General features: G+C 39.1%; 17 protein-coding genes, 3 rRNA genes, 1 pseudogene and 1 riboswitch. Of the genes and pseudogenes, 6 read left to right on the top strand and 15 right to left on the bottom strand.

Translation table 11 applies throughout. The features are described 5' to 3' along the window. The coding region (locus tag ADM90_RS12705; RefSeq protein ID WP_200908556.1) for a transposase at positions 1–393 on the top strand (393 nt) is incomplete at its 5' end. 1,338 nt (positions 394–1,731) lie between these two features. Here the strand turns inward: ADM90_RS12705 and rrf are convergent. From rrf to ADM90_RS12680, 5 genes are all read right to left on the bottom strand, one after another. Continuing rightward, positions 1,732–1,847, bottom strand: a 5S ribosomal RNA gene (gene rrf, locus ADM90_RS12700). A 114-nt stretch (positions 1,848–1,961) separates the two neighbouring features. After that, a 23S ribosomal RNA gene (locus ADM90_RS12695) occupies positions 1,962–4,890 on the bottom strand. Between the two features lie 245 nt (positions 4,891–5,135). Then, positions 5,136–6,687: ribosomal RNA gene (locus ADM90_RS12690) — 16S ribosomal RNA — on the bottom strand. Together the 16S, 23S and 5S rRNA genes form the textbook arrangement of a ribosomal RNA operon. 567 nt (positions 6,688–7,254) lie before the next feature. Next, a complete protein-coding gene (locus ADM90_RS12685) occupies positions 7,255–8,586 on the bottom strand; it encodes an NCS2 family permease (RefSeq protein WP_053995366.1) in 1,332 nt (443 codons plus the stop codon). 111 nt (positions 8,587–8,697) lie between these two features. Further along, positions 8,698–8,797, bottom strand: a riboswitch (purine riboswitch). A gap of 198 nt (positions 8,798–8,995) precedes the next feature. Further along, positions 8,996–9,829: a YwqG family protein gene (locus ADM90_RS12680; protein ID WP_053995365.1), complete on the bottom strand. Its 834-nt coding sequence runs from the start codon at positions 9,827–9,829 to the stop codon at positions 8,996–8,998. A gap of 85 nt (positions 9,830–9,914) precedes the next feature. Here ADM90_RS12680 and ADM90_RS12675 point away from each other — a divergent pair, with 85 nt between their 5' ends. Next, positions 9,915–10,166, top strand: a complete 252-nt coding sequence (locus ADM90_RS12675) for a hypothetical protein (protein WP_053995364.1) — start codon at positions 9,915–9,917, stop codon at positions 10,164–10,166. Between the two features lie 5 nt (positions 10,167–10,171). Beyond that, positions 10,172–10,531, top strand: coding sequence for a hypothetical protein (locus tag ADM90_RS12670; RefSeq protein WP_053995363.1), 360 nt, complete (start codon positions 10,172–10,174; stop codon positions 10,529–10,531). Between the two features lie 26 nt (positions 10,532–10,557). On the opposite strand, the gene ADM90_RS12665 is transcribed toward ADM90_RS12670, so the two are convergent. The 8 genes from ADM90_RS12665 to ADM90_RS12630 all read right to left on the bottom strand — a co-directional run bounded on the left by ADM90_RS12665 (position 10,558) and on the right by ADM90_RS12630 (position 18,790). Beyond that, entirely contained in the window at positions 10,558–10,983 is a 426-nt protein-coding gene (locus ADM90_RS12665; protein ID WP_053995362.1) for an SMI1/KNR4 family protein, read from the bottom strand. 363 nt (positions 10,984–11,346) lie between these two features. Further along, a complete protein-coding gene (locus tag ADM90_RS12660) occupies positions 11,347–12,015 on the bottom strand; it encodes an MOSC domain-containing protein (protein ID WP_053995361.1) in 669 nt (222 codons plus the stop codon). Between the two features lie 387 nt (positions 12,016–12,402). Beyond that, positions 12,403–13,167 carry a 3-hydroxybutyrate dehydrogenase gene (locus ADM90_RS12655; RefSeq protein ID WP_053995360.1) on the bottom strand — a complete coding sequence of 255 codons (765 nt, stop codon included), beginning with the start codon at positions 13,165–13,167 and terminating at the stop codon, positions 12,403–12,405. A 26-nt stretch (positions 13,168–13,193) separates the two neighbouring features. Then, positions 13,194–13,958 carry an SDR family NAD(P)-dependent oxidoreductase gene (locus tag ADM90_RS12650; RefSeq protein WP_053995359.1) on the bottom strand — a complete coding sequence of 255 codons (765 nt, stop codon included), beginning with the start codon at positions 13,956–13,958 and terminating at the stop codon, positions 13,194–13,196. Then, positions 13,958–14,905: a 3-hydroxyacyl-CoA dehydrogenase family protein gene (locus ADM90_RS12645; protein WP_053995358.1), complete on the bottom strand. Its 948-nt coding sequence runs from the start codon at positions 14,903–14,905 to the stop codon at positions 13,958–13,960. Before ADM90_RS12645 ends, ADM90_RS12650 begins: the two co-directional genes overlap by 1 nt. 154 nt (positions 14,906–15,059) lie before the next feature. After that, the gene (locus ADM90_RS12640; protein ID WP_053995357.1) at positions 15,060–16,382 is read right to left on the bottom strand and encodes a GntP family permease; all 1,323 of its coding nucleotides are present in this window, start codon (positions 16,380–16,382) and stop codon (positions 15,060–15,062) included. 30 nt (positions 16,383–16,412) lie between these two features. Beyond that, positions 16,413–17,687 carry a histidinol dehydrogenase gene (gene hisD, locus ADM90_RS12635; protein WP_053995356.1) on the bottom strand — a complete coding sequence of 425 codons (1,275 nt, stop codon included), beginning with the start codon at positions 17,685–17,687 and terminating at the stop codon, positions 16,413–16,415. 116 nt (positions 17,688–17,803) lie between these two features. Then, positions 17,804–18,790: a LacI family DNA-binding transcriptional regulator gene (locus ADM90_RS12630; protein ID WP_053995355.1), complete on the bottom strand. Its 987-nt coding sequence runs from the start codon at positions 18,788–18,790 to the stop codon at positions 17,804–17,806. Positions 18,791–19,028: 238 nt separating this feature from the next. On the opposite strand from ADM90_RS12630, the gene ADM90_RS12625 reads away from it, so the two are divergent. Further along, a complete protein-coding gene (locus ADM90_RS12625; protein ID WP_053995354.1) occupies positions 19,029–19,670 on the top strand; it encodes an alpha/beta fold hydrolase in 642 nt (213 codons plus the stop codon). A gap of 103 nt (positions 19,671–19,773) precedes the next feature. Here ADM90_RS12625 and ADM90_RS12620 read toward each other — a convergent pair. Further along, a protein-coding gene (locus tag ADM90_RS12620) for an IS3 family transposase (RefSeq protein ID WP_152927986.1) occupies positions 19,774–20,894 on the bottom strand; the annotation gives its coding sequence in 2 pieces (ribosomal slippage) (positions 19,774–20,645 and positions 20,645–20,894; 1,122 coding nt in all). Positions 20,895–21,542: 648 nt separating this feature from the next. Here ADM90_RS12620 and ADM90_RS12610 point away from each other — a divergent pair. Beyond that, positions 21,543–22,369: pseudogene (locus ADM90_RS12610) on the top strand (AraC family ligand binding domain-containing protein). A gap of 77 nt (positions 22,370–22,446) precedes the next feature. Then, positions 22,447–23,052, top strand: coding sequence for a LysE family translocator (locus tag ADM90_RS12605; RefSeq protein ID WP_053995353.1), 606 nt, complete (start codon positions 22,447–22,449; stop codon positions 23,050–23,052). A gap of 442 nt (positions 23,053–23,494) precedes the next feature. Here the strand turns inward: ADM90_RS12605 and srtB are convergent, their stop codons facing one another. Beyond that, entirely contained in the window at positions 23,495–24,268 is a 774-nt protein-coding gene (srtB, locus tag ADM90_RS12600; RefSeq protein ID WP_053995352.1) for a class B sortase, read from the bottom strand. Between the last annotated feature and the right edge of the window lie 4 nt (positions 24,269–24,272).

The following is a 24,272-nucleotide window of genomic DNA, read 5'->3' as shown; positions in this document are numbered from 1 at the left end:
GTGTGCGAGGATTTTAAAACGATTCACCAGGCAAAGAACGCTGAAGCAGCGAAAAAAGCGCTCGAGACGTTCTGCGAAAAATGGGGCAAATCGTATAAAAAAGTCGCACAAGGCTTACTCGAAAACCCGTATTTACTGACGTTTTACGGCTTTCCCAAGGCGATTTGGCGAAGCATCTACTCGACGAATTTAATCGAGTCGTTCAATAAGCAAATCAAAAAATATACAAAGCGCAAGGAACAGTTCCCGAACGAAGAATCGTTGGAGCGCTTTTTAGTGACGCAGTTCGAAGACTATAATCAACGTTTCGCCACACGCTGCCACATCGGCTTCAATCAGGCCCGTGCAAAGCTAGAAGAAATGTTTGAGCAGCTGCACGAACCGGCAAACTAGACCGGGACGCGCCAGCGCGAAATTTGAGTGTGTAGGAAAGGGCTAGCCCTTTCCTACACACTCAAATCAACACTTCGAACAAGTACAATTGAATACACAGGTGATGAGTTCCCTTGAACGGGTGAATCGTCATTTACACAAAAATATTGACAGTACCTTTAGTAGTATTTGTTATATATAATTGTAACATTTTATTTAGCGTATTATTGAGTTACTATTTTAGAAATAGTGCTAATTAGGAACATACAGTCCATTAACTTTTACTGATAAAAATAGATTTGGTCTGTCTATTCTATTCATGCCATAAACAGAGAGCTAATGATAGATATTAAAAATAAATGCAGCATTTCAAAGTCGATAATTTTAACAGAAGGATAAGAGATTAATGAAAAACTTAGATTAACTTAGGATTAGACTGAGTAATACCTAAACATCCATAATTTTCAATTAATTTAGTTTAAAAAGAATTTTGTATATAGCTAATGGTCTTCGATAATCGTAAACATATGATCAAGGAACAAAAAAGCAGTTGTCGGTACGGAGCTGATGACTGGTTGTTTAATTTCGCTTGTATTCGGATATAGTTATAATCATTTATTTAGTTTTTGACAGTTTGTTCTACGATAACCGTCGTAGTACGTTTCAAATTGTCTAAGTAAAACGTTTCAGACTTTCATGTAGAATGAAGTAATTCAATAGGAGCATTACCTAGCAGGTGTACCTTTACGGGACATGTCTATGGTAATACCTTTCCTTTTATAGCTTATTGGTAACAAGCTTTTGTAAAGGTGGGGTGCTTCAAAATCACAATTATATAAATTAGCTGCGATAAATGTGTACATATATCTTTTACGCACATCCTTTCTCGGAATGCCTCGACTAACTGTACAGCTACTTCACCAACTCTGCGTACTTTTTTAAGATCTCAATCTATTGCTTTAAATAACGGTTTTCAGCTTCTAATTTTGCTTATTCACTTTCATACTCAGGGCCTTTAGGGAACGTATATTATTTACCTACAGGTTATTTCAATCGATGGGTTTCCCCATTTTTATACCAACGCATCCATACCCATGTTTCCAGTCGTGCTCGATTTGGTATACCTGCTAGTCACATCTCAATGGCCTTCATTTTTAGTTCATATGGATAACTCACTTTTGTACTCATAGAAAAAGCACCTCCTAATTGAAGTTTAGGTGACTAAACCCAAATTTCAATCGAAGATGCTTTTTTTTTGCTCATTATTGCAAAAAAATATTATAGAACTGCTATGTAAAGGGATAAAATTATGTACTTGCACAAAAAAAGCCATGGAATAAATCCATGGTTTTTTTAATTGCCTAGCGATGTCCTACTCTCACAGGGGGAAGCCCCCAACTACCATCGGCGCGAAAGAGCTTAACTTCCGTGTTCGGGATGGGAACGGGTGTGACCTCTTTGCCATTATCACTAGACTTTTTAAAAGACAAGAATTATTATAACATATTCAGCTATAATTGCAAGTTTTTTTAAAAATTTTCTTATTCTTTCAAAACTGGATAAACGGTGCATTGACTGTAACAATTATGTTGGTTAAGTCCTCGATCGATTAGTATTCGTCAGCTCCATGTGTCGCCACACTTCCACCTCGAACCTATCTACCTCATCGTCTTTGAGGGATCTTACTTACTTGCGTAATGGGAAATCTCATCTTGAGGGGGGCTTCATGCTTAGATGCTTTCAGCACTTATCCCGTCCACACATAGCTACCCAGCGATGCCTTTGGCAAGACAACTGGTACACCAGCGGTGTGTCCATCCCGGTCCTCTCGTACTAAGGACAGCTCCTCTCAAATTTCCTACGCCCACGACGGATAGGGACCGAACTGTCTCACGACGTTCTGAACCCAGCTCGCGTACCGCTTTAATGGGCGAACAGCCCAACCCTTGGGACCGACTACAGCCCCAGGATGCGATGAGCCGACATCGAGGTGCCAAACCTCCCCGTCGATGTGGACTCTTGGGGGAGATAAGCCTGTTATCCCCGGGGTAGCTTTTATCCGTTGAGCGATGGCCCTTCCATGCGGAACCACCGGATCACTAAGCCCGTCTTTCGACCCTGCTCGACTTGTAGGTCTCGCAGTCAAGCTCCCTTGTGCCTTTACACTCTACGAATGATTTCCAACCATTCTGAGGGAACCTTTGGGCGCCTCCGTTACCTTTTAGGAGGCGACCGCCCCAGTCAAACTGTCCGCCTGACACTGTCTCCTGCCCCGCTAAGGGGCATGGGTTAGAATTTCAATACAACCAGGGTAGTATCCCACCGACGCCTCCTTCGAAGCTGGCGCTCCGAGATCTCTGGCTCCTACCTATCCTGTACAAGTTGTACCAAAATTCAATATCAGGCTACAGTAAAGCTCCACGGGGTCTTTCCGTCCTGTCGCGGGTAACCTGCATCTTCACAGGTACTATAATTTCACCGAGTCTCTCGTTGAGACAGTGCCCAGATCGTTACGCCTTTCGTGCGGGTCGGAACTTACCCGACAAGGAATTTCGCTACCTTAGGACCGTTATAGTTACGGCCGCCGTTTACTGGGGCTTCAATTCGCAGCTTCGCTTGCGCTAACCACTCCTCTTAACCTTCCAGCACCGGGCAGGCGTCAGCCCCTATACGTCACCTTACGGTTTTGCAGAGACCTGTGTTTTTGCTAAACAGTCGCCTGGGCCTATTCACTGCGGCTCTCTCGGGCTTTCACCCTATCAGAGCACCCCTTCTCCCGAAGTTACGGGGTCATTTTGCCGAGTTCCTTAACGAGAGTTCTCTCGCACACCTTAGGATTCTCTCCTCGACTACCTGTGTCGGTTTGCGGTACGGGCACCTCTCACCTCGATAGAGGCTTTTCTTGGCAGTGTGAAATCAGGAACTTCGTCCATACGGACTCGCCATCACAGCTTGGCGTTACAGTGTGCGGATTTGCCTACACACACGCCTTCCTGCTTGGACGCGCATATCCAACAGCGCGCTTACCCTATCCTCCTGCGTCCCCCCATTTCTCAAACGGTGAGGAGGTGGTACAGGAATATCAACCTGTTGTCCATCGCCTACGCCTGTCGGCCTCGGCTTAGGTCCCGACTAACCCTGAGCGGACGAGCCTTCCTCAGGAAACCTTAGTCATACGGTGGACGGGATTCTCACCCGTCTTTCGCTACTCATACCGGCATTCTCACTTCTAAGCGCTCCACCAGTCCTTCCGGTCTGACTTCAACGCCCTTAGAACGCTCTCCTACCACTGACATCGTAGATGTCAATCCACAGCTTCGGTGAATCGTTTAGCCCCGATACATTTTCGGCGCAGCGTCACTCGACCAGTGAGCTATTACGCACTCTTTAAATGATGGCTGCTTCTAAGCCAACATCCTGGTTGTCTGTGCAACGCCACATCCTTTTCCACTTAACGATTACTTTGGGACCTTAGCTGGTGGTCTGGGCTGTTTCCCTTTTGACTACGGATCTTATCACTCGCAGTCTGACTCCCGTGTATAAATATCTGGCATTCGGAGTTTGTCTGAATTCGGTAAACCGGGATGGCCCCCTCGTCCAAACAGTGCTCTACCTCCAGTATTCTCATCACGAGGCTAGCCCTAAAGCTATTTCGGAGAGAACCAGCTATCTCCAGGTTCGATTGGAATTTCTCCGCTACCCACACCTCATCCCCGCACTTTTCAACGTGCGTGGGTTCGGGCCTCCAGTAAGTGTTACCTTACCTTCACCCTGGACATGGGTAGATCACCTGGTTTCGGGTCTACGACCACGTACTACTTCGCCCTATTCAGACTCGCTTTCGCTGCGGCTCCGCCTTCTACAGCTTAACCTTGCACGTAATCGTAACTCGCCGGTTCATTCTACAAAAGGCACGCTATCACCCATTAACGGGCTCTAACTACTTGTAGGCACACGGTTTCAGGATCTCTTTCACTCCCCTCCCGGGGTGCTTTTCACCTTTCCCTCACGGTACTGGTTCACTATCGGTCACTAGGTAGTATTTAGCCTTGGGAGATGGTCCTCCCGGATTCCGACGGAATTTCACGTGTTCCGCCGTACTCAGGATCCACTCTGGAGAGAACGAACTTTCGACTACAGGGCTGTTACCTGCTCTGGCGGACCTTTCCAAGTCGCTTCATCTAACTCGCTCTTTTGTAACTCCGTATAGAGTGTCCTACAACCCCAAGAGGCAAGCCTCTTGGTTTGGGCTCTTCCCGTTTCGCTCGCCGCTACTCAGGGAATCGATTTTTCTTTCTCTTCCTCCAGGTACTTAGATGTTTCAGTTCCCTGGGTCTGCCTTCGAGACGCTATGAATTCACGTCAAGATCCTACGCGATTAAACGTAGTGGGTTCCCCCATTCGGAAATCTCCGGATCAAAGCTCACTTACAGCTCCCCGAAGCATATCGGTGTTAGTGCCGTCCTTCATCGGCTCCTAGTGCCAAGGCATTCGCCGTGCGCCCTTAATAACTTAACCAAGTTATTAAGCCTATAAAAAAACTTAAAAATAAATGTGTTTGTTACAATTTCAATGTCGTTTTATCCAGTTTTCAAAGAACAAAGCTACTGCCTGCTTCTACTTCTTCGCAGCTTTGCGACGAAAGTGTAGCGACAGGAGCACATATATGAAGTCTTTCATTCGAAAGAATGAACCTTCAAAACTGAACAGCAAAACGTAATCATTGCTTCGTCCTAGACGAAACATTCCGTAAATATCCTTAGAAAGGAGGTGATCCAGCCGCACCTTCCGATACGGCTACCTTGTTACGACTTCACCCCAATCATCTATCCCACCTTCGGCGGCTGGCTCCAAAAGGTTACCTCACCGACTTCGGGTGTTACAAACTCTCGTGGTGTGACGGGCGGTGTGTACAAGGCCCGGGAACGTATTCACCGCGGCATGCTGATCCGCGATTACTAGCGATTCCGGCTTCATGTAGGCGAGTTGCAGCCTACAATCCGAACTGAGAACGACTTTATCGGATTAGCTCCCTCTCGCGAGTTGGCAACCGTTTGTATCGTCCATTGTAGCACGTGTGTAGCCCAGGTCATAAGGGGCATGATGATTTGACGTCATCCCCACCTTCCTCCGGTTTGTCACCGGCAGTCACCTTAGAGTGCCCAACTAAATGATGGCAACTAAGATCAAGGGTTGCGCTCGTTGCGGGACTTAACCCAACATCTCACGACACGAGCTGACGACAACCATGCACCACCTGTCACCGTTGCCCCCGAAGGGGAAACTATATCTCTACAGTGGTCAACGGGATGTCAAGACCTGGTAAGGTTCTTCGCGTTGCTTCGAATTAAACCACATGCTCCACCGCTTGTGCGGGCCCCCGTCAATTCCTTTGAGTTTCAGTCTTGCGACCGTACTCCCCAGGCGGAGTGCTTAATGCGTTAGCTGCAGCACTAAGGGGCGGAAACCCCCTAACACTTAGCACTCATCGTTTACGGCGTGGACTACCAGGGTATCTAATCCTGTTTGCTCCCCACGCTTTCGCGCCTCAGCGTCAGTTACAGACCAGAAAGTCGCCTTCGCCACTGGTGTTCCTCCAAATCTCTACGCATTTCACCGCTACACTTGGAATTCCACTTTCCTCTTCTGCACTCAAGTCCCCCAGTTTCCAATGACCCTCCACGGTTGAGCCGTGGGCTTTCACATCAGACTTAAAGGACCGCCTGCGCGCGCTTTACGCCCAATAATTCCGGACAACGCTTGCCACCTACGTATTACCGCGGCTGCTGGCACGTAGTTAGCCGTGGCTTTCTAATAAGGTACCGTCAAGGTACAGCCAGTTACTACTGTACTTGTTCTTCCCTTACAACAGAGTTTTACGATCCGAAAACCTTCTTCACTCACGCGGCGTTGCTCCATCAGGCTTTCGCCCATTGTGGAAGATTCCCTACTGCTGCCTCCCGTAGGAGTCTGGGCCGTGTCTCAGTCCCAGTGTGGCCGATCACCCTCTCAGGTCGGCTACGCATCGTCGCCTTGGTGAGCCATTACCTCACCAACTAGCTAATGCGCCGCGGGCCCATCCTATAGCGACAGCCAAAACCGTCTTTCAGTCTTTCACCATGAAGTGAAAGAGATTATTCGGTATTAGCCCCGGTTTCCCGGAGTTATCCCAAACTATAGGGTAGGTTGCCCACGTGTTACTCACCCGTCCGCCGCTAACGTCGAAGGAGCAAGCTCCTTCTCTGTTCGCTCGACTTGCATGTATTAGGCACGCCGCCAGCGTTCGTCCTGAGCCAGGATCAAACTCTCCATAAAAAGAAATTTGATTCGCTCAAATTGTTTTGCTGGCATCCATTTTGATGTCCAAAATTTTTGTTTTGTTCACTAGCCAAAGCTAGCTACTTAAAACGTTATTGATTACGCTTTGCTTGTTCAGTTTTCAAGGTTCATAATTGCTATTTTCTTAAGCGATTGTTTTAAATTATAAAATAGTTATTTTAATTTGTCAATAACCTTTTATCTTTTGCTTGTTTCGCAACAACGTTTATTAATATACACCTATAGTGCTTTAAATTGCAAGAGTTTATTTAAAGAAAAAATATTCAGATTTTAATATCTACTATAAAAATTGAGTTTCTACCTATAATAATGTAAATTATTTTATTTATTTCAGCAATTGTTTTGTGTAGCAGCGTGTACAAATAAAGTAACTCTTCTAGCCTCAGAAATTATTTCTTATTAGCTATTTAAAGTGAATGATTTATTCTGTACCTGTCATTCTGCTTTTCTACAGATTAAGTTATTGCCTATTGAACGTAAAAACCCATCTATCAAAAAAAGCCATTCAAACGATTTCTCGTCTGAATAGCTTTATATCATTACCTAATGTGTTGCTGTTGCAAGATACAATAGGAAAATTAAACCGAATACATACATAATCGGATGAACATCCTTTGCACGACCTTTAACAACCATCGTTAATGGGTAAAATACAAAACCAATTGCGACACCTGTTGCAATAGAAAATGTTAATGGCATCATTAACATTGTGAAGAATGCGGGTACAGCTACCTCAAATTTCTCCCAATCAATTTTACCTAGTGAGGCAACCATCAATACACCTACAACGATTAAAGCTGGAGCTGTTACTGCAGATGTAACCACACTTAGTAATGGTAAAAAGAATAAAGATAGTAAGAACAATATACCTGTTACAATTGAAGCAAAGCCTGTACGAGCACCTGCTGCCACACCAGATGAAGACTCAACAAATGAAGTAATGGTTGATGTACCGAAAATAGAACCTACGATTGTTGCAATTGAGTCAGAAATCAATGCTCTTCCTGCACGTGGTAATTTATTATCTTTAACGAAGCCTGCTTGGTTTGCGACAGCCATTAATGTACCTGCGTTATCAAAGAAATCAACAAACAAGAACGTTAAGATAACTGATAGCATTGATAATGTATAGAATTCTGCATCACCAAATGCTGAGAAAAGTGCACCGAATGTTGGTTCAATTGATGGTGGCATTGCAAAAACTTTCTCTGGTAAATCAACTAAACCGAAAATCATCCCTGCTATCGCAGTGATGGCCATCCCTAAAAATACACCGGCCTTCACACCACGAACTAAGAAAATAACTGTAATAATAATACCAAAAATCGCTAATAATACTTCTGGGTCTGTTAAATTACCAACCCCTACAAATGTTGCTGGATTTGCTATAACGATACCTGCATTTTTTAAACCAATAAATGCGATAAATAAACCAATACCCGCACCAACAGCTAATTTTAGCTCCATTGGAATAGCATTAATTAATTTTTCACGTAAGCCTGTTAACGTTAAAATGAGGAAAAATACACCTGATACAAATACCGCTGCTAATGCATGTTGCCATGGGCTGCCATTTGTTAAAATAACTGTGTAAGCGAAAAATGCGTTTAAACCAAGCCCTGGTGCTAATGCTAACGGATATTTTGCCAATATCCCCATAATAAACGAACCGATAGCTGCCGCAACTGCTGTCGCTACAAATACTGCCCCGTAGTTCATGCGAAGTGCCTCTGGTAAATCAGCTACATCTGCAAGCGTTAATGTTAATGGGTTAACGACTAGAATATAAGCCATCGCTAAAAATGTTGTGAATCCTCCAAGAATCTCTCTTCGATAATTCGTTCCAAGTTTATCAAACTCGAAATACTTTTTCATTGTGAATTGTTCCCCCATATAGTCGTCTATAATTATAAGAAATAAAAGCAATTAAAAAGACATGTCTCCAACTGACATGCCTACGAATAAAGTATTATGTATGAGCGTACAATACAAATTTACTTACATCGTAGTCAAATCATTACGGTGATTTGGTAGAAACTTGCGAGCCTATTCCCGCTATTATACGACGACATTATTTAATTTACATTCAATAATATATCACCTCACTTTTCATTTTTCAACTTATTTCCGAACATTATTTGATTTTTTCACCACAAAGTTCGTAAAAAACTTTTTTATTTTAATAATAAATTTGCCTAACCTCCTCTATAAACATTCCTCTTGTTTGAGAAAAATACGAAAAAAGGGCGTGTCACAAAATAACTTTCCTGACACGCCCTGCCTATTAACTTGTTGCTAAATTAAGATACGTATTATTAAAACGACCTTCCTTTAAATCTTTAACATCAATTAAAAACTCCAAATATCCAGCATCCCACCAGCACATATTCACATCACTTAAAGAAGATAATGAGAATAGCATTTGCCAACTTTTTGCTGCTTGTCGATGATCATCCGTATGCTCCTGATACTTAAATAATCGTTCACTCATCCCATTTCGACATAAATAAGCGTCAAGCTGCGTTTCTCCAGCCCAGGTTTGCAGCCCTCCAGCAAGCGCGTCACTAACACCATATATTTCTGTATAAACATCCTCATACTTCTCAAACAGCACATCCAATTCTTCTCCTACATCAGGCAATGATAAATGAGGTTGCCATATAATTTGATAAGAAACGAAATCACGCTCATCAGCATTGACTTCTTCTACCCCTTCTGGCAACTTTGTCAAAGCTAAATTCGTTAAATCCCCATTATAATAAATAACTTGATGATCAACATCATAGGCGGGTTCATCCATACCTAAAAAGAAATAAAGCATCCCTGATGATGGCCAATGATCTGAAGGTAAAAATGGCAATTCACTTAAATTAATTTGTGCAAGAAAAGTATAAGCTTCCCCATCCTCAGTACAAGGCCAGTCGATAGATGGTGGTAAATCAGGACAACCAGCTATACGGCTACTGCCAACCTGCTTATAATTTTCCTTATCCACAAGAGTAAACTGTAACGAAACTTGGACATGCTCTAGTAAAATTGCTTCCAGTTCGTTCTCTCCTGCTAAATGATATTCATTTAAGAGATCTGCAATCGCTTGTTTACGCCAGCTTTCTCGCATCATTCCCACTCCTTTTTATGGCAAACCTTTTATATAATTTTAGTTTAACATATATGCTAAAATCAAATAAAAGGAGGAATGGACCATGAAAGAAATTGCAGCGTTTTTCAATCTGCCGTTTGAAGATATTCAGGAAATTGTCTATGAAATATCACAACCTATGTATGACCACACTGGAGATTGTTTTTTTGAAGGTTCAGCTTATTTTGTTGCCTACACAATATATGGTGCCAGAATTGAAATTGCTGAGATAGACAGCCGTTTTCTTCAAATCAAAAAACTAATCGAAATTGACCTCTCTTTACAAAACAACAAAGTCCTTTATACAAGGAGTTGAAGCAGATGAGTATCGTACAAATCAAAATCGAGCGCGACAAAAATATTGTAAAATACATTACCCTTATTCGAAAATTTAACAATACGCTACCAATGACTATTATTAAAAGCAATATTGAAAGCAAAAATTATGTTATCCACCATGATTTGTATGCCTATGATGTTGTAGATGATTTACTAAACATCGACCATACAGCTCGCTTTAGACAGCTATTAGCAGACTTAATAACTGCTGGAGCAAAGCTGCAAATTTATTGTGATGAAGAACAATGTACATTGGAATATTTAGACAACAGGATAACAGCCATGCGGGAAATTGAAAAAGAATTGCAATTGGAAATGGATAGGGCCTTAAGAGAAGAATAGCGGGCTATAGAGCAAAACCATTCTCCCTATAGCCCCTTTTCATTTCTCCAAGGGTTCCCTTCATTACTATTCAACCACAAAAGAAAATTATCGGTTACATCATTTTCGCTAGGAACACCATATCCATCACTTACCAATTGGAAATGAACTGCCTCTGCTGTAGCCTCCATTAAAAGCTGATAACCACCGTGATCATTACCAATAGAAATAAAATTAGCCGCATAACCCTGCACTTCATAAGCTTTATTCATTTCAATTAGCTCATCTGTTGAATATACCTTTGCTAAATTACCAAGCATACCGTTAGATATATACAAAAACTCTTTATATACTTTTGGCAACACCCTTTGCAGCTTTCGTTCAACTTTTTGAATATCTTCTACAGTTGCTGGAGCATACAACTCAATTACCCATTCTTTGCAACAAAATTTTGCATCATGTTCTTTAGCCATTTATACCTCCAAAATGTAATCTCTTACTTTACTATATAACAAGCGTTGTTATAAGGCCTTGTAAATATGTATCAAAATCAATATTCATCATCCACTACAAAATAAAATGGATAGATTGCTTTGTCATTATTTCTCATGGACAATCTATTAATTAATAAAGCCTTTTACCTATTTGTCATTACATCCTCTGATAGTGTGAATTTGCCTTCTATCTCTACAATTTCTTCCTACACACTTTTTACCATCAGCGCTTATTAAGTTCTTACTAACGGAGATTGTCTAATATAAAAATAAACCTGAACCATTATCAAACACTAAATAAGCATTTCACATGATAGTTCAGGTTGTTTTATAAGGCTTGTTTTATTTTGCTACACGGCTTTGTAATACTTGAATTCTTTTAGCTAATTTTTGTTTCCATTCATCCGCTAGTGCATCTACAGCTAAAATTCGCTGCATCGCCTCAGCATCTTTATTTTGGAAATACACTTCATTACAATACAACACTGAAATACGCGCAGGATCTTTTTCGATAAGCTCAATTGGTGAATCCGCATATATTGTTCCTTCTTCCAGCACACGTGCAAGAAAGCCTGTATAACCTGTTTCAATTAAACGCTTCAATAAAATATTTGCCTCTGTATATTTATCAATCGTGCTACACGGCACACGTCCCTGAGTGATTTGAATCACTGTTTCACCGATTTTATAAATATCACCAATACAAATATCCGCTTCGGTCATATTGGTTACAGTTAAGTTCTCACCAAATGCTGCTACTGGCAATGTTTTCCCAAGCTCCTGCTCCCACTGAGGATAATGCTCTGCTGGATATAAACAAACAGCACGATCTGGACCACCATGATGCTTTTTATCTGCCACATCATCTCCCTCAAAGCCACATGCTGCTAAATAAACCTCAGGTACAGCCTGCTTTTTAATTCCTGTTATTACTGTACGTCCATTGCCATAATGGAGCTCCTGTGGCATACCAACAGCAAGTGTATGAATTGTTGCTATATTTTTTTCCATATGTATCCCCCTCATCCAAGCCTTGTAGCCTGCACTTAGTTTACTATAATTAGCACTTTATCAGTTATTTTTTTATGTAACAACCTCTTATTGCTAAGTTCAGATAGATGTTGTTGCCTTAAATTAAAGACTCCAAAATATTAGTGCCTATGTATGATATAGTGCTAGAGTATGACTTGAAATTGCTAATTCCAATCGTCTTGTCCTCACTATTAACCTACACACTTTATAAAATGAAAGTATTTTAAATAACTCCTACTTAATTTTAAGATAAAAAGCTGTATCCAAAATAAAAGGATAGACGCAAATAGAATTCACTGCATCTATACTGCAAACTCTACTACAACACAAATACAGCTTTTTTCTTTTCAGTATTACATATTACTTTTATTGTGCTGTATAGCCACCATCTAAAATAATTGCCTGACCAGTCATACCTTTAGCAGAATCACTCGCTAAATAAAGAGCTAAATCTGTAATTTCCTTTACATCCAGTAATCTTTTTTGTGGAACAAGGGGGTATAATACTTCTTCTAGCACTTGTTCGACTTTAATATGACGTGTTTTGGCTAAATCTTCAAATTGATTTCTAACAAGTGCGGTATCCACATATCCTGGACAAATTGCATTCACAGTAATTGAATCTGTGGCAGTTTCCAAAGCTGCGACTTTTGTTAAGCCGATTACACCATGCTTTGCTGAATTGTAGGCTGCTTTTCCAGCAAACCCAATAACACCATTAATCGAAGCCATATTAATAATTCGACCAAATTGCTGATTTCTCATATGTGGCAATGCATATTTCATTGCAATAAATGGTGCAGTTAACATTATTTTTACAAGTAATTCAAATTTTTCTGTAGGAAAATCCTCAATCATAGATATGTGCTGCATACCTGCGTTGTTAATTAAAATATCGAGACGTCCAAAAGTAGCTACAGTAAATTTAATAGCATGCTCAATGTCTGCTTCCTTTGTAACATCACAAACAATTCCTTTAGCCTGTCCCTGTAGCTGAGCAACTGCATTATCTACTGCTTCTTGCGTTAAATCGGAAATAACAACGTATGCTCCAGCTTCAACAAATGCCTTAGCAATATCCAAGCCAATGCCTCTCGCTGCTCCAGTAATAAATAAAACCTTCCCCTTCATAACAACATCTCTCCTCACCTACTAAATTAAATAGCTGTCCAGCCACCATCTACTTTAATTGTTTCGCCTGTCACAAAATTCGCCAAATTTGATGCTAAATACAAGACAGCTCCTGAAATATCTTGCGGCTGTGCAAGCTCTCCCAATAAAATTCGCTTTTCTACATCCGTTTTAAAGGCTTGGTCTGTAAACATTTTTTCTGTTAACTCTGTTTCAATAAATGTTGGTGCCACAGCATTTACTTTTATACCGCATTGAGCCCACTCCACTGCCAATGCTTTTGTTAGTTGCACAAGACCACCTTTACTAGAGCAGTAAGCAGCACGTTTATAATAGCCTACAAACGCCATTTGTGAAGCAATATTAATAATTTTACCGCTCTTTTGAGCCATCATATATTTTGCCGCTGCTTGGCTAGCGAAAAAGGCTGACTTTAAGTTCAAATTTAACACAGTATCCCAATCACTTTCTGTTACCTCCATAGCTGGCTTCGGAATGTTAACACCTGCATTATTCACTAATATATCTATTGTATCAAATGTCGCGGCAGTCTTTTCTATCAATGATGTAATATTAGTAACTTGGCTTAAATCACCTTGCACAGCTAAGCATCTGTCATTAAAAACCTGTAACTCTTGCAGTGTTGCATCGAGGCTTGCTTGATCACGTCCAGCAATGACAACATTCGCATTCAATTTCGCAAATGTTAAGGCAATATCTTTGCCAATCCCTTTGTTTCCCCCTGTCACAATAACAGTTTTGCCCGCTAGTTCAGAAAAGAAGTTCGTCATTATTCCTTCTCCTCTCGTATTTTTAGATCATTTTTCAAAAAATGAATTAATGTTTGCTCACGTTCTGTATTTTTCTGTACGGAAAAATCAGCATCCCAAGTGTAAAAGCCTTCACCACTTTTATCACCAAGCTTTCCTTCATCCACTAGCTTTGTCAGCACCGTGCCTGATTGTGATACGGTACTTAAATCTTCAAATAAGTAATTTGAAATAGCAGAGAATACATCTAAACCTCCCATATCTGCTGTCATTAATGGACCTGTTACTGGTAGACGTCTTCCAATACTATACGTAACTGCTGCATCGATATCTTCTTTTGTCGCTACACCTGCATCAAGAATCGACTGTGCCTCACGAAACAGCGCATACTGAAGCCGATTTCCTATAAAACCCAGTATTTCTTTATGAAGTAGGATAGGATGCTTGTGCATTGCCTTCATAACTTGCATAGCACGTTCTACTGTTGCTAAATTTGTCTGCTCTCCTTTCACTACTTCAACTAAAGGAATTAAATGTGCAGGGTTCCAAAAGTGGGTAACAATTAGTCGTTCTGGGTGCTGCATATTCTCTGCCAATAAGCTAGGCTTAAAACCCGAGGTATTGCTTGCAATCACAACATTTTCGTTGATAACGCTTTCAATTTTTTGATATATATCCTTTTTTAAATCCAAAATTTCTGGAATTGCTTCAATAATAAACGTAGCATGCATAATCACTTCATCTAGCTGATCAGATAAAATAATATTTTGTTGAATATGATTAGCTTCCTCCTTCTTCAACATATCATTAGCACATAATACATTTATTTTTTGCTGCAATCCTTTTTTTGCATTATGAATATCTTGCTGATTCATCCCGTGCATCTTTACTTGCATACCTGCCCAAGCCGCTGACAATGCAATTGAATGCCCCATCGTTCCACAGCCAATAATTGAGATCGTTTCCATACTGATTACTCCTTTTCTTTTTTGAAATTTTGAGCTAAACTTCAACTTGCCCAACAAATATTTTTAGATATTATTCACTGTCAAAAAAGTGTAAATAGCTGCCGAGAAATGCCAGAGTTCACCTGTTTTCCCGACAGCCTTCTATCCTAATTACTTAAATGCCTATACCCATAGAAAATAAAATAACTGCTAAAATAACGCCTAAAAGCGGAACTACTACAGTTAATGCACCAAACGCAGGATATGCATCTTTATGAGTTTCACCTGCAATCGAACGAATCGTCGTTACAACATAGCCACCTTGAGGTAGAGAATCAAGTGAGCCTGAAGAAATAGCTACTGTTCTGTGCAATGCCTCTGCATTAACCCCTAAATCTAAATAGTGTGGTGCTAATAACGGTAGAGCAATAGCCTGTCCACCTGAGGATGAACCCGTTAAACCAGCAATTACCGCAACAGCTAAAGCGCCACCAATAAGAGGGCTTCCAGGAATATCTGTCATAAAGTTTACGGCTGTTTCAAAGGCAGGTGTTGCTTTTACTACGCCACCAAATCCTACAACTGCTGCTGTATTAGCAATAGCAATAACAGCGCCTAATGCCCCTTCTCCAAAAGCCTGACCGATATTTTTGAAATACTTTCGATTAATGATATATGTCGAAATAATACCGCCTGTCAACGCAATAATTAGCGCAGAAGTGCCTAACGAATCATGGAAAATAAACGAAATAATCAATACGACTAATAATGGAAGCATACTTAATAATGGATTTGGTAATGCTGTACGATTCGTACCGGAAGGATCGGTTTCTCTACTAACAAAGCGTTCACCCTTCGCTACAGCTTTGGCAATCATCTTTTTTAACCACCAATAGCCAAATACCATCATAAATACTGCTACGATAAAGCTGACCTCTGCTCCCGCATATGGAGATGTACCTAAAAATTCAATGGGAATCCAGTTTTGAATTTCTGGTGAGCCTGCTGAAGTCATTGTAAAGGTTGTGGAACCAAAGCCAAGAGCTGCTGGAATAAAGCGTCTTGGCAAATCTGCCTGTTTAAACAGGCTCAGTGCCATAGGATAGACCGAAAACGCCACAACAAATAAACTAACGCCGCCATATGTTAATACCGCACAGGCAATCACGACTGCTAGAGCAGCTCGCTTCATACCGATTTTATTTACAATCCATTGCGATACACTATCAGCCGCTCCGCTATCCTCCATTACTTTACCAAATATTGCACCTGTTAAAAACATTAAATACCAAGATGCAATAAAGCCTGTAAATCCTGTCATATAGTTCGTTAAAAAGTTGGCTGCACCTTCTTCAGCTAGCTGTGGAAATAACGGCAAACCATTTAAAATCCCAACTAATATCGCTGTTATCGGTGCTGCAATCAGAAGGTTCATCCCCTTCATTGTCAAATAAATCAACAAAGTCAATCCACCAAATAAACCGATCATGCCTAACATTCTACTTCCCCCAGTCCTCTCAGCGATGTTTTACTTTTTACTGTATCTTCTTACACGAAGTAGCGCTTGTTCTGCATGACCTGCAAAATTCTCTAATTGGCATAAACGTGCAGCATACTCCCCTATATAGGCACTTGCTTCTGGTGTAACCTTTTGATAAGTAACTGTTTTGATGAACTTACCTACCCATAAACCACCTGTATAACGAGCAGCTCCTTTTGTTGGTAAAGTATGATTTGTACCAATTACTTTATCACCATATGCTACATTTGTTTCTGGTCCTAAGAATAAACATCCATAATTAGTCATATTTTCAAGGAAATAATCTGGATCTTCCGTTAAAATTTCAACGTGCTCAAATGCCAAACGGTCCGCTTCAATGCACGCTTCCTCAATAGAGTCCACTAATAAAATTTGACCATAATCTTCCCATGAAACTCTAGCGACATCAGCAGTTGGTAATGTTTCCAGTTGACGCTCAATTTCCTTTACTGTCTCCTCAGCTAACTCTTTTGATGTTGTGATAAGTGCTCCTGGTGATGTTGGTCCATGCTCACCTTGTCCTAAAATATCTGTTGCCACCATTTCTGCATCGGCTGTATGATCTGCCACTACCAATGTTTCAGTTGGACCAGCAAATAAATCGATTCCCACACGTCCATATAGCTGACGTTTCGCCTCTGCTACAAATGCATTACCCGGTCCAACAATCATATCGACAGATTGGATTGTTTCCGTTCCAATCGCCATTGCAGCCATTGCTTGAATGCCACCTAATAAATAAATTTCATCTGCCCCAGCTAATGACATTGCTGCAATTGTTGCATGAGGAATTTCTCCATTAATCGGTGGTGTACAAGCAATCACTCGTTTTACACCTGCTACTTTCGCTGTTAAAACACTCATATGAGCAGAAGCCACCATTGGATAACGTCCACCAGGAATATAGCAGCCTACACTATTTACAGGAATATTTTTATGACCTAGAATCACTCCTGGAATATTCTCTACTTCCACATCATTTAAAGAAGCAAGCTGTGCTTCTGCAAATTCTCGAATATTTTTTTGAGCAAATTGAATATCCTTAATTACATCCTCAGGTACTTTGGAAACGATTTCATTAATTTGTGCTTGAGTCAGACGAAATGATTCAGGTGACCACTTATCAAATTTTTCTGATAATTCACGCACGGCTTTATCGCCTCGCGTTTCTACATCTTTAATTGCCTCTGCCACAATTTGTGACACTTTATAATCATTTGCACTTACCTCTTCTTGTGATTTCCCTGCTTTTAAAATTTGCATTCTTCTTATTCTCCTTCCGAAAATCTCATATTTTCAAAAAATGAAATAATTGCATACGTATGCAAAAATCTATATAGAGAAGGTTATGCTAAAACCTTCAGTTAGTCAACCCCCTTTTATGTTGTTTTTCGAACAATTAATTTTCCATCGATTTCAATATTTTTAGCAAACCCAGTATAATGCTCAATTTCCTTAATTAAATAAGCCATCGTTTCTGCAATCATTTTATCTATTGGTTGTTCCCAAGTTGTTAAATTGTAAGTTGGCCAAGCAGCCATTTCAATATTGTCAAATCCAACGACCTTTGTATCAAATGGAATCGAAATATTATTTTCTCGTAAAGCATCAAGCACACCTAAAGCCATAATATCATTTGCCACAAAAAATCCATCTGGTAAATGTTTTTTTGCAATAATTTCATTTGCTATATCATAACCGCCTTTATAGGTATAGTCAGATGAATATTTCTCTAATTGAATATGATGTTTTTTTAGAATAGTAGTAAACCCTTTTTCACGTTCTATACTTGTCGATGTATTTGCATTACCAGCAATATAAGCTAATGTGGAGCAACCTTCTGCAATTAGAAATTCGCCAATAGCCTCACTTGCATTTAAATTATTACAGCACACAGAGTAAAAACTACTCTTCTCAATCTTTCGGTTAAATAGAACTACAGGAATTTTATTATCTTTAAATTCCTCCATTGCATTTAAAGATAACGTGGCATCTGTAATAATAACAGCTGCTACATGATAATTTAGTAATATATCAATATCATCCTTTTGAATTTCATCATTATTGGTATGAACAAATAAAATACTATAGCCTATTTTTTTAAATTCAGAGGTAAATTGCTTTAACACTTCCGGATAAAAGGGGTTCTGTACTCCTTTCATCACTAATCCAATGATTTTGGTTCGATTTGTAATAAGACTACGTGCAAATTCATTTGGTCGATAGCCTAGTTCCTTTGCTGCCTCCAATACCTTCTCCCTTGTTTTTTGGGAGACTGATGCCCCCTCAAAATATACTCTTGAAACAGAGGATTGTGAAACCCCTGCTAATTTTGCAACATCTTTTGCTGTAACCTTTTGGGTCAAAATCACCCCACCCTTTCATACTAAATTGTTTAAATTTAAAACAGTATTATACTGTCTAATAATACTTTCGGAAAACTGTATGCCGTATTTCTAATTATTTGATAAAAGCGAATCACAAAAATCTATCCAGACCTTTTTCTTAGTCCAACAGGCATTTAGACACCTGTTAAGCCAGCATACACATAACAAATTATGCTATACTATAAGAAAAATATGGTATCTAAGGGGAGACTATGCAGTGAAATTAATTCTGCTTCATGGGCTTGGACAAACCATAGTGTCTTGGCACGCTGTTTGTGAGAAGCTTAAGGAAATAGATGTTGTATTATATCCATTATTTCACGAAATTAATAATAGTGATGAACTTAATTTAGATGTTTTAAATCAACAGCTTTCTTTATTTTTAAGAAAAATAAACGAACCCTATATCCTTTGTGGTTTATCACTGGGAGCCGTTTTAACGTTACAACAAGCAGTGCAAGGCTCACCGCTGTTAAAAGGCTTTATCGTCTCCGGCCCCCAATTTGCACCAAGCAAATTTTTGTTAAGCGTACAAACAATGGTCTTTAAATGCCTGCCTAAGAAAACGTTTGACACGATAGGCATCACAAAAAAGCAAGCCATCTATTTAATGGATTCTATAAAAAACTTACATCTACAACAACAATTACAAGTAATTACCCTACCAGCTATGATTATTTGTGGTTCAAAAGATAAAGTCAATTTAAAGGCAGCCAAACAATTAGCAACTATATTACATAATGTCACTTTACGAATAATAAACAATGGTGGACATGAGCTAAACTCTACGCACCCTCATGAATTTGCACAAGAAATACATCATTTCTTTATAAAAAATCAATTTCTCCCATCTACTTAACTTAATTTTTTCTTCAAATACTATAAAAGCTTAGCAACATCCTTCAACAGGGGCTGCTAAGTTTTTTGCTTCTATGTAGAGAACTTGGTATGTCAACACTAAACTAGACAATTTTTTTAAGGTGTCTATGTTTGTACTCAATTGGGCTTTCATATCCAAGGGTTCCATGAATTCTTATGCTATTAAACCAGTGAACATAGTCCTTTAACTCCCTTGTTAATTCTTCTAAACTACTAAAATGTCTGCCCTTCACAAACTCTGTTTTGATGATTTTGAATGTTGCTTCAGCTACTGCATTATCATACGGGCAGCCCTTCATACTTAAGGATCGTTGGATATTAAAAGTCTTTAAAGCATCATCAATCAAATTATTTTTAAACTCATTTCCACGATCCGTATGAAAAAGCTGTATCTTATTAAGATCGACTTTGATAGAAGCTAACGCACGATAAACGAGTAATGCATCTTTATTTGGCCCTGTACTAAAACCGACGATTTCCCGATTAAAGAGATCGACAAAGACACATACGTAGTTCCATTTTTGATTGACTCTTACGTACGTTAAATCGCTAACGATTGTGGTCATTTCTTGTTCCTGTGCGAATGCACGATTTAGTTCATTTGTTTGTTCTGATTCATTACAGGATTTTGTATGTGGTTTAAATTGAGCGATTGTGTATGAAGAAACGAGACCCTGCTCCTGCATGATGCGCCCAATTCTTCGCCTGGAAACAATATGACCGCGCTTTTTTAATTCTACTTTGATTTTACGTGTTCCATAGTTCTGACGGCTTGCGTGAAAAATATCGATTACATCAGAGGTAACGGGATCCTCCGATACTCTTTCTTTTGCTTCATAATAATAAGTACTTCTAGGGATTTGCAGGACTTTGCACATTGCTGATATCGAGTATTTGTGTTGATTATTCTTGATTACATTTACTTTCGTCCTAGTATCAGCGCGGCTTGCTTTAAAATGTCATTTTCCATTTCTAGTTGCTTGTTTCTTTTTCGGAGTTCCATCAATTCTTTTTGTTCATCTGTTAAATTGTCTTTCTCCTTAAAAGAACCTGATTTTTGACTCTGACTCACCCACTTGTCTAAAGATGAAGGAGTAAGATCATATTCACGAATAATCTCTTTTCTTGGTTTTCCATTTTGGTACAGCTGCACGATCTGTTGCTTGAAATCTTCAGTAAATGTTCGGCGTTCTCTTTTAGTCATGTAGATTCTCCTCAAATGTGTTATTTGTAGTCTACTTGACCTTAAAAATTCTGTCCAACTAAGTGTAGCCTATCCAACTTTAGTGTCCATATGCACTATTTATAGAAAGGTCAAATTATCATTGTAGACCGCTTATAGTGATGACAAAATTATTTGAACTTAAAAATTAGCATGAAATCTCCCATTCTTATATATACCTCCATTCATGCACGGGACTCAGTATCATTTTTTAATTCCTGCTATCCCCCCTATACTTAAACCTTCTAGTCTACTTGTTTTTCCTGTCCATTGTCTCCAACAATTAAGGAAAAATTGCCTTCAAAATTTAGAACTTTATTCTCAAACCTCTTAAAACTTTCCAGATGCAAACTAGTGATACGCCTGTATATCCCTCTTCCTCACTTAATCAATCTGAAGCTTACCATTATTATAAATATAACCAAACCTTTTTAACATCAATACTGTTATTTAATAATGCCAAGAGTTGCTAAGGATTTATAAAAAGCTGTTCACACCAAGATCATAAACAGGGATAAGTAATTAAACTATTTATTTATGAATAGCATTCGCGCAATATCGTACAAGAAAAAAGAAAAGATAGATGTTATTATTTGAGAATCATCACTGATGGGCAAGGGGGTCAATTAAATGAAAGGTGAAACTAGAATCGTTTATCAAGATACTAATTTAGGTATAGAAGCATATCAATTTAAGGGCATTATGCAAAAATTCCCTCCTCATTTTCATGAGTATTACGTGATAGGTTATATCGAAAAAGGAAAACGTCATCTTATTTGTCAAGGAGAAGCTTACACGATACATCCTGGAGATTTACTGCTATTCAATCCATATGACATACATAGCTGTGAACAGATCGATGGAAAAACCTTGGATTACCGTTGTCTTAATATAAGCCCAACAATCATGACAAAACTAATCGTAGAAATTCAAGGAAATGCACAACTCCCATACTTCCAACACAATGTTCTATTTCAAAGTGATATTGTAGATATTCTTAGAGCGTCACATATGGCCATACTGCAACAGGAAAAGGAATTTAGGAAAGAGGAGCTTTTTTTAAATTTAATAGAAAAACTGATTCAAACAAATGCTGATCTCCCTATCCAGTCAAACACAGTAGAAATATCACAAGAAATCGAGGTGATAGCGAATTACTTAGAGGAAAACTATCAACGAACAATTAATCTGGAAGAGTTAAGAGCATTAACAGGATGGAGTAAATATCATCTGTTAAGGACATTTACTAAACAAAAGGGCATTTCACCCTATAGCTATCTGGAAACAATTCGCATTAATCATGCAAAAAAACTTTTAGAAGAAGGGATTCGACCCATTGAGGTTAGCTTTTAACAGGATTTAGTGACCAAAGCCACTTTACAAAATTTTTTAAAAGAACATTTGGTTTAACTCCTAAACAATATCTAAAAAGTTTTGAAACAAAAGAAGTAATGTGAATGAGCATAACAAAATAAATCGAAAGCCTTCCGCTACTAACATACTATTTCATAAATGAAACGACAAGGAGATGCAAATGGACAATTTAGTGGCCTATATATTAATGGCATTAGTAATGACTATGCTGCCTGGCACAGATACAATATTGATTATAAAAAACACACTAAACCACGGTGCCAGAGCTGGGCGTTATACGATACTTGGAATGGCGACTGGGCTTCTTTTCTGGACAATCATTACTGTGTTAGGCTTGTCTATTATTATTGCCCAATCAGCCTTGCTTTTTAATATGATTAAATATTTAGGTGCAGCTTATTTATGCTATTTAGGAATAAGAGCATTATTCACACAAGCGACTTTGTCATTGGAAGAGTTCAAAACAGCACAAGCTTCTGGGCAAAACGCCTATTTGCAAGGAGCAATTAGCAATATCCTTAACCCCAAAACGATTTTAGTGTATATCACATTTATGCCGCAATTTATTGATTTGAATGCCAACATCAATCAGCAATTGATTGTTTTGGGGCTCATTCTTACATTTATTGCAGTGGGCTGGTTTTTACTAGTCGTGTATTTCATGGATATTGCGAAGAAATGGATGAAAAAACCGCTGTTCCAAAATATCTTTCAAAAGTTTGCAGGCATTCTGCTAATTAGCCTTGCTGTAAAGACAGCGACTTAATTATGCACTCAAAATAATGATTTATATGTTTTATAAGCTTAAGCATTTATCATTTTATCTTTGTAAATATTTGAACATACGAAACGATAGAATCACACTTCGCCCATTAACCATATTTTTATTTTAGCTCGTCTAGGCTCTACGTGTTCATTAATTTGGCGACGCATATGATCTTTTGGAATGATTATGCCATATTCGGACTGACTTTTGATCAGAAATCATGGTCGCATCATCTCTAGTTAATTTTTTTATTCTACTAAGCTACGAGAAGTGAAAGAAAAAGCGATTACAGAAATGTAAATACGTTCCCGCAATCGCTTTTTTAATCTTTCGGACTTTTTCAGCTACCTCATGCATTACTGAATTCATTTTATCCAAGCTGGCTAAATTTTAGGGGGCACTTCATAATCAACGCTTGGCATTTTTATTCGTTAAAGCATCATCATTCACGCTTGCGAGCGACTACTGCTAATCGACCATTTTCGGTTGAGTACTCACATGTTGACAGAACAATCAGCTTATCTCCATATTGTGCAGTTACTTTTGTGTCATAAAGTGCGAGCTGTTTAATATTTTGAATATATGAATCAAATGCTTCAGGTGTTGCTATCTGCTCAATTCGGTAATATTTAAAAACGTCATCTGCTTGGTTGTACACTTGGGATAAAATAACGGCTATGATTTCATACTCTTCCTGCTCGTAAAGTGAACTGAACTGGAACGTTGTATGCTCCTTATAGTAGCTTTCATTTTTGTACTTTTCCAAATCTGCAAACATTGATCCGCTTTTCATATGATGCCCATGAATAAGCAAAATAGCTGACTCTTCTATCCGGCTATGTTCATCCAAAAAGGGAAGTCCATTTTTGTTTTTTTCTCGATCAAAACCATGATTAAGATAATACTGTGCATTCTGTTGATTCTGCATAATTGGATAATCAATGCGAGTGCCATCTATTTTCAGCCAACCGATAATATCTGAATTTTGCTTATAAAGCTCTTGAAACTCGGGAAGCATGGACGGCTTTTGTATCTTTGTACTAACGGGTGCAGTTGTTCTCTCATCGTTCGTATTTTCTTTATAACGTATCTCTGCTAGTTTTTTTATCTGCTGATTTTCAGCATAATCTTGCAAGTAATTTTTTGTAAGAGCAACAAGCGAATAAACAAGCAAAACTGTGAAAAAGGCGATAAGAAATTTTCTTATTTTACTCATCTTC

This window comes from Lysinibacillus macroides (assembly GCF_001281525.1).
GTDB classification, from domain to species: domain Bacteria; phylum Bacillota; class Bacilli; order Bacillales_A; family Planococcaceae; genus Lysinibacillus; species Lysinibacillus macroides.
This window is presented reverse-complemented; position numbering and strand designations above follow the sequence as displayed.